10 protein-coding genes are annotated in these 12,480 nt (G+C 69.0%); 9 read left to right on the forward strand and 1 reads right to left on the reverse strand.

Annotated elements, in window-relative coordinates:
* Positions 1 to 8: 8 nt before the first annotated feature.
* The 5 genes from ASE34_RS02885 (at position 9) to ASE34_RS02905 (ending at position 5,071) form a co-directional block, all read left to right on the forward strand.
* Positions 9 to 1,052: a FecCD family ABC transporter permease gene (locus ASE34_RS02885; RefSeq protein ID WP_082586484.1), complete on the forward strand. Its 1,044-nt coding sequence runs from the start codon at positions 9 to 11 to the stop codon at positions 1,050 to 1,052.
* Positions 1,049 to 2,131, forward strand: a complete 1,083-nt coding sequence (locus tag ASE34_RS02890; RefSeq protein WP_082586485.1) for an iron chelate uptake ABC transporter family permease subunit — start codon at positions 1,049 to 1,051, stop codon at positions 2,129 to 2,131. The genes ASE34_RS02885 and ASE34_RS02890 overlap by 4 nt, the downstream gene beginning before the upstream one ends.
* Positions 2,128 to 2,928, forward strand: coding sequence for an ABC transporter ATP-binding protein (locus ASE34_RS02895; protein WP_053098527.1), 801 nt, complete (start codon positions 2,128 to 2,130; stop codon positions 2,926 to 2,928). Before ASE34_RS02890 ends, ASE34_RS02895 begins: the two co-directional genes overlap by 4 nt.
* Positions 2,918 to 3,874 carry a siderophore-interacting protein gene (locus tag ASE34_RS02900; RefSeq protein WP_056276330.1) on the forward strand — a complete coding sequence of 319 codons (957 nt, stop codon included), beginning with the start codon at positions 2,918 to 2,920 and terminating at the stop codon, positions 3,872 to 3,874. Before ASE34_RS02895 ends, ASE34_RS02900 begins: the two co-directional genes overlap by 11 nt.
* 330 nt (positions 3,875 to 4,204) lie before the next feature.
* Complete coding sequence (locus ASE34_RS02905) at positions 4,205 to 5,071, forward strand: alpha/beta fold hydrolase (RefSeq protein WP_056276332.1); 867 nt, start codon at positions 4,205 to 4,207, stop codon at positions 5,069 to 5,071.
* Between the two features lie 228 nt (positions 5,072 to 5,299).
* Here the strand turns inward: ASE34_RS02905 and ASE34_RS02910 are convergent, their stop codons facing one another.
* On the reverse strand, positions 5,300 to 6,307 hold the full coding sequence (locus ASE34_RS02910; RefSeq protein ID WP_056276334.1) for a LacI family DNA-binding transcriptional regulator: 1,008 nt from the start codon (positions 6,305 to 6,307) through the stop codon (positions 5,300 to 5,302).
* 215 nt (positions 6,308 to 6,522) lie between these two features.
* Between ASE34_RS02910 and ASE34_RS02915 the strand changes: the two genes are divergently transcribed.
* The 4 genes from ASE34_RS02915 to ASE34_RS02930 all read left to right on the forward strand — a co-directional run bounded on the left by ASE34_RS02915 (position 6,523) and on the right by ASE34_RS02930 (position 12,466).
* Positions 6,523 to 8,529, forward strand: a complete 2,007-nt coding sequence (locus tag ASE34_RS02915) for a beta-galactosidase (protein WP_056276337.1) — start codon at positions 6,523 to 6,525, stop codon at positions 8,527 to 8,529.
* A 115-nt stretch (positions 8,530 to 8,644) separates the two neighbouring features.
* On the forward strand, positions 8,645 to 9,871 hold the full coding sequence (locus tag ASE34_RS02920; protein WP_056276340.1) for an extracellular solute-binding protein: 1,227 nt from the start codon (positions 8,645 to 8,647) through the stop codon (positions 9,869 to 9,871).
* Between the two features lie 64 nt (positions 9,872 to 9,935).
* Positions 9,936 to 11,558 carry an ABC transporter permease subunit gene (locus ASE34_RS02925; protein WP_056276343.1) on the forward strand — a complete coding sequence of 541 codons (1,623 nt, stop codon included), beginning with the start codon at positions 9,936 to 9,938 and terminating at the stop codon, positions 11,556 to 11,558.
* A complete protein-coding gene (locus tag ASE34_RS02930) occupies positions 11,558 to 12,466 on the forward strand; it encodes a sugar ABC transporter permease (protein ID WP_056276346.1) in 909 nt (302 codons plus the stop codon). The genes ASE34_RS02925 and ASE34_RS02930 overlap by 1 nt, the downstream gene beginning before the upstream one ends.
* Positions 12,467 to 12,480: the final 14 nt, after the last annotated feature.

Consider the following 12,480-nt stretch of genomic DNA (forward strand, 5'->3'; position numbering starts at 1 on the left):
GAATTCCCGTGACCGTTGTCACCGTTCCCCTGCCGGGCGTCGCAGATCTGCGACGCCCGGCATGGGCGCGCACGCTCTGGCTGCTCGTCGGCCTGGGAGTGCTGTTCGTGCTCTGCATCCTGTCGATCTGCTTCGGCGTGCGCTCCGTGAGCATCGACGACATCTTCGCCGCCCTCGCCGGGCAGGATGACACCCTCGCCCAGGCGGCGATCATCAAGCGCCTTCCGCGCACGGTGCTCGCGATCCTCGTCGGTGCAGCGCTCGCACTCTCCGGCGCGACGATGCAGGCGGTCACCCGCAACCCGATCGCCGACCCCGGCATCCTCGGCGTCTCGAACGGCGCTTCGCTCGCCGTCGTGTTCGGTCTCGCCTTCCTCGGTCTCACCGACGCTTACAGCCAGATGGCGCTCGCGATCATCGGCGCCGCCCTGGCCGCGGCGTTCGTCTACACCGTCGGCTCGCTCGGACGCGGCGGTGCCACGCCCCTCAAGCTCGCGCTCGCCGGTGCCGCCACCTCGGCCGCCTTCGCCTCGCTCATCAGCGCCGTCATGCTGCCGCGCGTCGACCTGCTGCAGGCGTTCCAGTCGTGGCAGATCGGCGGAGTGGGCGGTGCCGAGTGGCCGCGCATCGCGATCACCGCCCCGGTGCTCGCGCTCGGCGCACTGATCTGCTTCGCCAGCGCCCGGGGCATGAACTCCCTCGCTCTCGGCGACGACATGGCGAAGGGACTCGGCGAGCACGTCTTCCGCACGCGCCTCATGTCGGCGGTCGGCGCCGTGATCCTCGCCGGAGCAGCCACCGCGATCGCCGGGCCCATCGGATTCGTCGGTCTCGTGATCCCGCATGTCTGCCGGATGCTGATCGGCACCGACCACCGCTGGCTGCTGCCGTTCTCGGCCATGGCCGGCGCCGCCCTGCTGCTCGCGAGTGACATCGTCGGCCGTGTCATCGCGCCGACCTCGGAGGAGATCCAGGTCGGCATCATCACCGCCATCATCGGCGCCCCGTTCTTCATCTGGATCGTCCGTCGTCAGAAGGTGCGTGAACTGTGAGCACCATCGACCGGGCTGCCGCCCACACTCCCGCAGCATCCGACCGCACCCGCGACGAGGTCGCCGCGCTCGTCGCGGGCCGCCGTTCGCGCCACCGCCGCCACGCCACGGCCACGATCGTGCTCGGTGCGCTGCTGCTCGTGCTGTTCGCCGTGGCGCTCATGATCGGCAACACGTTCTATCCGCTCGACGAGGTGATCCGCGTGATCCTCGGCGAGACCGTGCCGGGGGCGTCGTTCACCGTCGGCGAGCTGCGCCTGCCCCGCGCGGTGCTCGCGATCCTCGCGGGTTTCGCGTTCGGCATCGCCGGCGTCTCGTTCCAGACGCTGCTGCGCAACCCGCTCGCCTCGCCCGACATCATCGGCATCTCGAACGGCGCCGGCGCCGCAGCGGTGTTCGGCATCATCGTGCTGTCGCTCAACGGGCCGATCGTCTCGCTGCTCGCGCTCGGCGGTGCGATCGTCACGGCAGGATTCATCTACCTGCTGTCGATCAAGAACGGCTTCGCGGGCACTCGACTGATCCTGATCGGCATCGGTGTCGCGGCGATGCTGCAGAGCATCATCTCGTACATGCTGTCGAGGGCGGCGAACTGGGACATCCAGACCGCGATGCAGTGGCTCACCGGAAGCCTGAACAACGCCTCGTGGGAACGCGTGATGCCGCTCGCGATCGCCGCCGTCATCATCGTGCCGCTGCTGCTCCTGCAGGGCAGGGCGCTCGGGGCGATGCAGCTCGGCGACGATTCGGCATCCGGTCTCGGGGTGCGGGTCAACACGACTCGTCTGCTCTTCATCCTCGGCGCAGTCGCACTGCTGGCGTTCGCCACCGCCGCGACCGGCCCCATCGCGTTCGTGGCGTTCATGGCGGGTCCGATCGCGGCCCGCATCACGGGGCCCGGAGCGAACCTGCTCGTCCCCAGCGCATTCATCGGCGCTGTGCTCGTGCTCGGAGGCGACCTGATCGGTCAGTTCGCGTTCGGCGAGCGCTACCCGGTCGGCGTGATCACCGGCGTGCTCGGCGCTCCGTACCTCATCTACCTGCTCATCCGCACGAACCGCTCGGGAGGCTCCCTGTGACCGAGGCGCACACTCTGACGGCGGAGTCCGTCACTCTCGCCTACGGCGACCGGACGATCATCGACGGCCTCGATCTCGCGATCGCGCCGGGCAAGATCACCACAATCGTCGGCGCGAACGGATGCGGCAAGTCGACCCTGCTGCGTTCGCTCGCGCGTCTGCTCTCGCCGACGGCGGGTCAGGTCGTGCTCGACGGCAAGTCGGTGCACGCGCGCCCCACCAAGGAGGTCGCGCGCATCCTCGGCCTGCTGCCACAGTCGCCCGTCGCTCCCGAGGGCATCGCCGTCGCGGATCTCGTCGGCCGCGGTCGGCATCCGCATCAGAAGATGCTGGCTCGCTGGAGCGCTCACGACTACGAGGTCGTCGCGGATGCTCTGGCCGCCACCGGCACCACCGAGCTCGCCGACCGCAGCGTGGACGAGCTCTCGGGCGGCCAGCGTCAGCGCGTGTGGATCGCCATGGCGCTCGCGCAGGAGACCGACATCCTGCTGCTCGACGAGCCGACCACGTTCCTCGACGTCGCTCACCAGGTCGAGGTCCTCGATCTGCTCACCGACCTCAGCGTCTCGCGCGGCACCACGATCGTGATGGTGCTGCATGACCTCAACCTCGCCGCGAGGTATTCCGACGAGCTCGTCGCGATGAAGGAGGGCAGGGTGCACGCCACCGGCGCTCCGCAGGATGTCGTGACCGCCCAGCTCGTCGAAGAGGTCTTCGACCTCGCGAACCAGATCACCATCGACCCGGTCTCCGGGAAGCCGATGGTCACCCCGATCGGAAGGCATCATGTCCGCTGAGACCACGACCGAACGCCCCACCTACGTGCTCGCTCGCGCCGAGGTGCGCGGGGTCGAACGGGTGTCGCCGAACTTCGTGCGGATCACGTTCGGCGGCGACGACCTTCTCGAGTTCGGCACGCCGGGTGACGTCTTCGACTCTCGGATCAAGATCGTGTTCCCGCCGGCATCCGGCATCCTCCCCGATCTCGATCGTGAGACCGACGACTGGTGGGGTTCCTTCCTCGCCGTCCCCGAGGAGGACCGCGGATCCATGCGCACCTACTCGGTGCGTGACCTGCGGGTGAGGGATGCGGGCACCGAGCTCGACGTCGACTTCGTACTGCACCTGGCGCCCGGTCTCACGGGGCCGGCGTCACGATGGGCCGATGCGGCCGCCGTCGGCAAGGAGCTCTTCATCGTCGGGCCTCGGCGGGGCGTGCCCGCATCCGCTCATGGTGGTGCCGAGTACGAGCCGGGCACGGCGACGTCCGTCGTGCTCGCCGGCGACGAGACCGCGGCCCCTGCGATCGCGCGCATCCTCGAGGACGCCCCGAGCGACCTGCGAGGCTGCGCGTTCATCGAGGTGCCCACACCTGCCGACATCCTGCGCATCGATGCGCCCGCAGGCGTCGAGGTGCACTGGCTGCCCCGCGATGCGGGCGAACCCCACGGCGTGCGGCTGATCCCCGCGGTGCTGGAGTACCTGGGCGACGCAGACGCCGCCGACGAGATCGACGTGAAGGACATCGACACGGAGGCCCTGCTCTGGGAGACCCCCGACTACTCGGGTCTCGGAGAGGAGATCGCGGCGGCGGATGCTCCCGCCGAGCGCTACTTCTGGATCGCCGGCGAAAGCGGCGTCGTCACGACGCTGCGCCGCCACCTGGTCAAGGATCTCGGCATCGACCGCTCGCAGGTCGCCTTCATGGGCTACTGGCGACGCGGCGTCGCCATGCGCGGCTGACGCCAGTCGGTTCGGGGGGCCGTTCTCGTTCGCGTTCGCGTTCGCGTTCTCGTTCGCGTTCGCGTTCTCGTTCGCGTTCTCGTTCGCGCTCGCGCATCGCAGGAGATCTCACGCAACGAAGGAGCGGATCCGGCATCCGATCCTTCGCCGAGCGAGATCTCCTTCACGGGATGCGGTCGGCTGACACGGGAGGCGGTCGGCTGAGACGGGATGCGGTCGGCTGAGACGGGGTGCGGTCGGCTGTCACGAAGAAGTGTCGAAGCGCTGGCGCCAGCGGATGCCGCGCCGTAGCATCCCAGTGGAATCGTTCGACGCCGAGGAGGCCACCCGATGACGCAGCACACCCTCGAGCTCCCGGACGTCGACCTCGTCTACGACGTGCATGGGCCACTCCCGACGAAGGATGGCCGCCCTCCGCTGATGATGATCGGCCAGCCGATGGATGCGAGCGGCTTCCAGGCGCAGGTGAAGCTGTTCGACGATCGCACCGTGGTGACCTACGACCCGCGAGGGTTGGGACGGAGCACGCGCAAGGACGGCGGCGTCACGAACGAGCCGGATGTCCAGGCCGAGGATGTCCACGCGATCATCGAGGCGCTCGGCGCCGGCCCGGTCGACATGCTCGCGAGCAGCGGCGGAGCCGTGAGTGCACTCGCTCTGGTCACCGCGCACCCGCACGATGTGGCGACTCTGGTCGCCCACGAGCCGCCGATCGACAGCGTGCTACCGGATGCTGAGGCTGTGCATCGTGCGCGGGTGGCCTATACGCGGGCGTATCAGGACAGGGGATGGGGAGCCGGAATGGCGGCGTTCGTCGCGATGACCTCGTGGGAGGGCGAAGTCACCGATGAATACCTTGCTCAGCCCGCACCTGACCCCGCTGCATTCGGGATGCCGACCGATGACGATGGCAAGCGAGACGACCCGTTGCTGTCCGAACTCTCCTGGGCGGTTCCTCTCTACGTTCCGGATATCGAGGCTCTGAAGGCGGCGCCCACGCGGATCGTGGTCGCTGTCGGGGAGGAGTCGCTGAAGGTCTACACCGGCCGCACCGCGATCGCCCTGGCCGAGCAGCTCGGCCAGCAGGCGACGGTCTTCCCCAGTCACCACGGCGGCTTCATGGGTGGCGAGTTCGGCTATGCCGGGCAGCCCGAGGCATTCGCCGCCACGCTCCGCGAGGTGCTCGACCGGTCGTAGGGGGCGAGCGAGACCTCGTCGACGCGTCCTGTCGTCAGCGTCGCACGCACCGAAGGAGATCTCGCGCTGCGAAGGGCCTCACGCGGCCTTCGGCCCTTCGCTGCGGGAGATCACCTTCGCAGCGCGCGCACGAGCGGGGGCGGCAGCGGGAGCGCGAGCGCGAGCGCGAGCGGGAGCGCGAGCGGGAGCGCGCGCACGAGCGGGGGCGGCAGCGGGAGCGAATGCCGCCTACGCGGTCGCGCGCACCACGAGCTCGGTGTCGAGGATGACCGAGCGGGGGGATGCCCCGGCGATGACCTCGAGCAGCACGGCGACCATCTTCGCGCTGATCTGATCCCACGGCTGGCGCATGGTCGTGATGGGCGGCTCATGGGTGGCGGCGAGGCCTGAGTCGTCGAAGCCGGCGATCGCGATGTCCTCGGGCACGCGGCGCCCTGCGCGGCGGGCGGCGGCGATGGCTCCGGCCGCCATCCGGTCGGATGCCGCGAACACCGCGTCGACGTCGTGCTCGAGCATCCGCGTCATGGCGGCGAGTCCTGACTCGTACGAGTAGTCGCCGCGCTCGACCAGCGATTCGTCGTAGAGGTCGCCGAGCTCTTCGCGGAAGCCGACCAGGCGATAGCGACCACCGGGGGTGTCGTCGGGGCCGGCGATCATGCCGATGCGGCGGTGTCCCTGCGTCACGAGGTGCGCGGCCATGGTGCGGGCGGAGGCGATCTCGTCGACGGAGATCGTCGAGAGCTCGCGTTCATGCCCGAGCGGCACGCCGCAGCACACAGTCGGGATGCCGACCTCGATCAGCTGATCGAGCAGCGGGTCGGACTCGTGCGACGAGATCAGCATGACGCCGTCGACGTGTCCCGCGCTGAGGAACTTGGCGACGCTCTCGCGCTCGGCGGGGGTTCCGGCGACGAGCAGCACGAGGGTCATGGCCCGCTGGGCGAGTGCTTCGGCGGCCCCGCGCAGCAGCAGCGCGAAGGTCGGATCGTCGAACAGCAGCTGCTGCGGCTCGGTCAGGAGGAAGGCGAGCGATCCGGCGCGGCCGGTGGCGAGGCTGCGGGCATGGTGGTTGGCGGTGTAGCCGGTGGCGAGGATCGCCTCTTCGACGGCCTGCCTGGCGTCGGGGGACACCCAGTGCCCGCCGTTGATCACTCGCGAGACCGTGCTGCGGGACACCCCCGCCTGCGCCGCGATCTGGCGGATCGTCGGCTTGCGCTTCGCGCTGACATCACTCATCGCCTGTGACTCTACCCACAGCATCCCGTCCAGCGGTAGTCCAACCTGGGACCGGTCTCAGTTCGGTAACGGCGGTTGTGGTCGACGCCGAACCTGGGGTAGAACTGAGACCGGTCCCAGTCATGTCCCCGTGACAACCTGAGACCGGTCCCAGTCGAATGAGCGACAGCACGTCGGGACCCGCACCACGACCACACCGACCCGATGGAGTGCCGATGACCTCGCCCCACGCCTGGCCCGACCTGCGCGGAATCGCCTACGGCGGCGACTACAACCCCGAGCAGTGGTCGCCCGAGACGTGGCGCGAAGACGTCATCCTGATGCGCGAGGCCGGGGTGAACCTGGTCAGTGTCGGCATCTTCTCGTGGGCGCTCATCGAGGTCTCCGAGGGCGAGTTCGACTTCGCCTGGCTCGACGAGCTGCTCGACCTCCTGCACGAGAACGACATCAGGGTCGACCTCGGCACACCGACGGCATCGCCGCCCGCCTGGTTCTTCGCGAGCAACCCCGACGCGCACGTCATCGACCGCGAGGGCCGCACGATGGGCTTCGGCTCGCGCGGCATGGCCTCGCACTCGTCGCCGGCCTACCGCGAGGCGATCGTGCGGATCGCGGATGCTCTCGCGGCGCGTTACGCACAGCATCCTTCCGTCGTGCTGTGGCACGTGCACAACGAGTACGGCGTTCCCGTCGGCGAGGACTATTCGCCCAACGCGGTCGCCGCCTTCCGGCTCTGGCTCCAGGAGAAGTACGGCTCGCTCGACGCACTGAACAGCGCGTGGGGCACCGCCTTCTGGGGCCAGCACTACTCGGCGTGGGAGCACGTCGGCGCCCCGGCTATCGCCCCGAGCGTCGTGAACCCCGCCCAGCGCCTGGACTTCGCGCGCTTCACCGATCACCAGCTGCGCGCGTGCTTCATCGCCGAGCGCGACGCGATCCGCGCGCACGCCGACCAGCCGATCACGACCAACTTCATGGCGAACCAGAGCTGGACCACGGACCTCTGGGCGTGGGGCCGCGAGGTCGACATCGTCTCGGACGACCACTACCTGTGGGCCGCCGATGAAGACGCTCACATCGGCCTGGCGATCGCCGCCGACCTCAGCCGCTCGGTGGGCGGCGGCAAGCCGTGGATCCTCATGGAGCACTCGACCTCGGCCGTGAACTGGCAGCCGCGCAACATCGCGAAGCGCCGGGGAGAGATGAAGCGCAACTCGCTCACGCACCTCGGTCGCGGGGCCGACGGCATCCTGTTCTTCCAGTGGCGCGCCGGGCGCTCCGGTGCGGAGAAGTTCCACTCGGCGATGCTGCCGCACGCCGGCACCGAGTCGCGGGTCTTCCGCGAGGTCGTCGATCTGGGTGCAGCACTCGGCCGCCTCGACGAGGTGCAGGGCAGCGTCGTGAAGGCTGACGTCGCGATCCTCTGGGACTTCGAATCGTTCTGGGCGCAGGACCTCGAGTGGCGCCCGTCCGAAGACGTCACGCACGCCGCCCAGGTGCGCCGCTTCTACGAGCAGCTCTGGCGTGACGGCATCACGGTCGACTTCGCCCTGCCCGGCCAGGACCTCTCGGGCTACCGCCTGGTCGTCGCTCCGGCGCAGTACCTGCTGAGCACGGCGGATGCCGCCAACCTCACCGCCTACGTCAACGACGGCGGCACCCTGCTCGTGTCGTTCTTCTCGGCGATCGTCGACGAGAACGACGCCGTGCACGCCGGTGGCTTCGTCGCGCCGTTGCGCGAGGCGCTCGGCCTCACGGTCGAGGAGTTCCTGCCGCTGCGCGAGGGCGAGAGCCACGGCCTCGACTGGGTCGACCACGAGGGCATCGTCGCCGACGTCTGGCAGGAGGACATCGCGCTCGAAGGCGCCGAGGTCGTCGCGAACTTCTCGGGCGGACCCGGCGAGGGCGAGCCGGCGATCACCCGCAACGCGCATGGCGCCGGGACCGGCTGGTACGTCGGCACCCGTCTGGATGCCGCGGGCATGCGCGCCCTTCTCCACGAGGTCTACGCGGATGCCGACATCACCCCGTCGGGTGTCGCCGACGGCCTCGAGGTCATCACGCGTCACGGCGCCGACGCGGTCTACCGGATCGCCGTGAACCACCGTGACGACGACGTCGAGCTCGATGCCTCGGGCATCGAGCTCCTCAGCGGCGCCGAGGTCTCGGGCGCCCTGACCATCGCGGCGGGCGGCGTCGCCGTCATCCGCACCTCCCACTGACCGCACGAACCGCACGAACCGCTTCACCCCGCACCACCCGCTTCACCCAGCACCACCCACTCACCGGTCGCGATGACGCGCAGCGCATCGTCGGCCACGACAGATAGGAAAACGCATGCGCAAGCACATCGGAGTCGGCGCACTCGCTCTGGCCGCGGCCGTGGTCCTCGCGGGCTGCTCCGCCGGCGCACCCGAAGGCGGCGACGACGCCGCATCCGGCGACGGCGCGGAACTCGTCATCTGGACGGACGCCGAGCGCGAAGCCGCGATCACCGCCGCCGCAGAGGCGTTCGAGGAGGAGACCGGCGCGAAGGTCACCCTCGTGCAGAAGAACTTCGAGGACCTCCGCAACGACTTCATCGCACAGGTCCCGACCGGAGAGGGCCCCGACATCACGGTCGGCGCCCACGACTGGCTCGGCGCGCTCGTCGCGGCCGGTGTCGTCGACACGATCGACCTGGGCGACAAGGCGTCGGAGTTCGAGCAGGTCGCGCTCGACGCCATGACGTACGACGGTCAGCTGTATGCGATGCCGTACTCGCTCGAGACCATCGCCCTCGTGCAGAACGTCGACCTGGTCGGCGCGGAGGCTCCCGCCAGCTGGGACGACATGATCGCCAAGGGCGTCGCCGCCGGCACCGAGCGCCCGTTCGTCATCAACACGGGTGGCGAGACCGGCGACGGATACACGATGTACGGACTGCAGACCTCGTTCGGCGCCCCCGTCTTCGTGCAGGACGACACCGGCTCGTACACGAGCGAGGTCGGCATGGGCGGCGCGCCCGGCGAGGCGTTCGCCACGTGGCTCGGAGCCAACGGCTCGAACGGCACCGGCTACATCTCGACCACGGTCGACTACGACATCAACAACGAGCTGTTCGCGTCGGGCAAGGCCCCGTACACGATCCAGGGCCCGTGGGCCATCAGCGCGTTCGAGGGCGTCAACGTCGCCGTGAACCCGATCCCGTCTGCGGGTGGCGAGACCGCTGCGCCGTTCGTCGGCGTGCAGGGCTTCTACCTCTCGAGCAAGAGCAAGAACGCGCTGCTCGCGCAGGAGTTCCTCGTGAACTACCTCGGCACCGAAGACGCGCAGCGCGCGCTGTACGAGGCCGACCCGCGCATCCCGGCGTGGACCACGCTCGCCGAAGAGGTGTCGTCCGACCCGATCACGGCCGGATTCGTGGCCTCGGCGCAGACCGGCGTCCCGATGCCGTCGATCCCCGAGATGGGCTCCGTCTGGGACCTGTGGAACGCCGCGCAGGCGCAGATCATCAACGGCGCCGACCCGGTGTCGACGTGGAACACCATGGTCGCCGACCTCGAGACGACCCTCGCCGGCTGACCCCGCCGGACGGGGAGGGGCCCGAACCCCTCCCCGTCCTGCGATCCTCAGACAGGACGCACACATGACGATCCAGGCACCGCCCGCCGAGGCGCCCACTCCAGTGGAGAAGCCCTCGCGCGAGTCCCACGCCCGCCGCTTCCGCGGCCTCGGCTGGGGCTTCCTCATCAAGCTCGCGCTCATGGCGCTGGTCAACGCCTTCGGCATCATGACGGCCATCTCGGCCTGGAGCGCCGAGTCGTGGATCGTGCTCGGCGTCGTCGTGCTGCTGGTGATCATCGCCGACTGGGTGTACTTCACCCGCAGGGCGCTGCCGTTGAAGTACCTGCTGCCCGGGCTGATCTTCCTGCTCGTCTTCCAGATCTTCATCTTCGGCTACACGGCCTACATCGCCTTCACGAACTACGGCACCGGTCACGTCGGCACCCAGGAGCAGGCGGTCGAGGCCGCACTGATCCAGGGCGAGCGCCGCATCGAGGGCTCGTCCGACTACCCGCTGTCGATCGTGCAGCGCGGCGCAGAGCTCGGCTTCGCGATCGTCGACGACGACGGCGACGTGCAGGTCGGCTCGGCCACCGAGCCGCTGACCACCGCATCCGGTGCCGAGATCGGCGCGACCGGCGCCCCCAGCGAGGTGCCCGGGTGGGAGGTCGTCCCGAGGGCGACCGTGCTGACCGATCCGGCACTCGGCGCGACCATCAAGGACCTCAGGGTGCCCGTGTCGGACGACCCGAACGACGGCTCCATCCGCACACGGGAGGGCTCGACCGGCTCGGTGTACGAACCGACGCTGGTGTGGGATGCCGAGGCGCAGACCATCACGGACACGCAGTCGGGCACGGTCTACACCGCCACAGAACTCGGCGCGTTCGTGGCCGAGGACGGCACGGCGCTGCCGACGGGCTGGTCGGTCAACGTCGGCTTCGCCAACTTCCTGAAGCTCTTCACCGACGCGAATCTCGCGGGCACTCTGCTGAGCGTGACCGTCTGGACCTTCGCGTTCGCGATCCTCTCGGTCGTCCTCAGCTTCGCCGTGGGGCTCGGCCTCGCGATCGTCTACAACGACCCGCGGGTCAAGGGTCGCCGGTTCCTGCGAGCGCTGTTCATCCTGCCCTACGCGTTCCCCGCGTTCATGGCCGCGTTGCTGTTCCGCGGCATGTTCAACGCCGAGTTCGGCGTCATCAACGACCTGTTCTTCTTCGGGTCGCAGATCAACTGGCTCGGCGACCCGTGGCTGACCCGTGCGGCGGTGATCTTCGTCAACGTCTGGCTGAGCTACCCCTACTGGTTCCTCGTCTGCACCGGAGCCCTGCAGTCGCTCCCCGGTGAGACGCTCGAGGCCGCCGAGATCGACGGGGCCAACAAGCTGCAGCGCTTCCGCGCCATCGTGCTGCCGCTGCTGCTCGTCTCGACCGCTCCGCTGCTGATCGCCTCGTTCGCGGTGGCGTTCAACAACTTCACCGTGATCTACACCTTCAACAACGGCGGGCCGGCGATCGCCGGAGCGCCCTACGCACTGGGTTCGACCGACATCCTCGTCTCGGCCATCTACGACGTCTCAGGCGTCTCGGGTGGTGCGGCCGACTACGGCCTCGCGAGTGCGCTGTCGATCATCGCCTTCATCGTGGTCGGTCTCATCTCAGCGCTGAGCTTCCGACAGACCCGCAAGCTCGAGGAGTACCAGTGATGAGTGAGACCAGAGTCATCGTGACCGGTTCATCGAAGGCCGAGGCCGCGCGCGCGGGTGCACGTCGGCGTCGCTGGTGGGGCGAGGTCGGCTGGAAGTACATCCTCGCCGCCGGCGTGCTGTTCTTCGCCGCGTTCCCGCTCGTCTACGTCCTCTCGGCCTCGCTCAACCCGAACGGCAGCCTTGCGGCATCCAGTGCGCTGTTCAGCGCGTTCGACCCGGCGAACTACATCGCTCTGGGTGAATCCCGCTACTGGGTCTGGTTCGGCAACACCCTGCTGATCGGCGGTGTCACCGCAGTCGGCTCGGTGCTCATGGGCGCCTGCGGCGCGTACGCGTTCTCCCGGTTCCGGTTCAGCGGACGACGCGCCAGCCTCACCACCCTGCTCGTGCTGCAGATGTTCCCGCAGGCGCTCGCGTTCATCGCGATCTTCCTGATGCTGCAGACGATCGGCGACGTCGTGCCGGCGCTCGGCATCAACTCGAAGATCGCTCTGATCTGCGTGTACCTCGGTGGCGCGCTCGGCGCGAACACCTTCCTGATGTACGGGTTCTTCAACACGATCCCGGTCGAGATCGACGAGTCGGCGAAGATCGACGGGGCCAGTCACGCGCAGATCTTCTGGCGGCTCATCATGCCGCTGGTCGTGCCGATCCTCGCGGTCGTCGCCCTGCTCGCGTTCCTCGCGGCGTTCGGCGACTTCATCCTGTCGAAGATCATCCTCACGTCCGAGGACAACTGGACCCTCGCCGTCGGCATGTACCAGTGGGTCTCGAACCAGCTGACCTCACGCTGGGGGCTCTTCGCCGCCGGCGTCGTGGTCGCCGCCGTGCCCGTGCTCGCGCTGTTCTTCTCGCTGCAGAAGTACATCGTGGGCGGGCTCACCCAGGGATCCGTCAAGGGCTGATCCGCACCTCCACC

The organism is Microbacterium sp. Root280D1, assembly GCF_001428975.1.
Taxonomy (GTDB): Bacteria; Actinomycetota; Actinomycetes; order Actinomycetales; family Microbacteriaceae; genus Microbacterium.

Excerpts from the sequence above, each read along its gene's own strand:
- ASE34_RS02900 (WP_056276330.1), top strand. The coding sequence starts at position 2,918 with ATGTCCGCTGAGACCACGACCGAACGCCCCACCTACGTGCTCGCTCGC.
- ASE34_RS02905 (WP_056276332.1), top strand. The coding sequence starts at position 4,205 with ATGACGCAGCACACCCTCGAGCTCCCGGACGTCGACCTCGTCTACGAC.
- ASE34_RS02910 (WP_056276334.1), bottom strand. The coding sequence starts at position 6,307 with ATGAGTGATGTCAGCGCGAAGCGCAAGCCGACGATCCGCCAGATCGCG.
- ASE34_RS02915 (WP_056276337.1), top strand. The coding sequence starts at position 6,523 with ATGACCTCGCCCCACGCCTGGCCCGACCTGCGCGGAATCGCCTACGGC.
- ASE34_RS02920 (WP_056276340.1), top strand. The coding sequence starts at position 8,645 with ATGCGCAAGCACATCGGAGTCGGCGCACTCGCTCTGGCCGCGGCCGTG.
- ASE34_RS02925 (WP_056276343.1), top strand. The coding sequence starts at position 9,936 with ATGACGATCCAGGCACCGCCCGCCGAGGCGCCCACTCCAGTGGAGAAG.
- ASE34_RS02930 (WP_056276346.1), top strand. The coding sequence starts at position 11,558 with ATGAGTGAGACCAGAGTCATCGTGACCGGTTCATCGAAGGCCGAGGCC.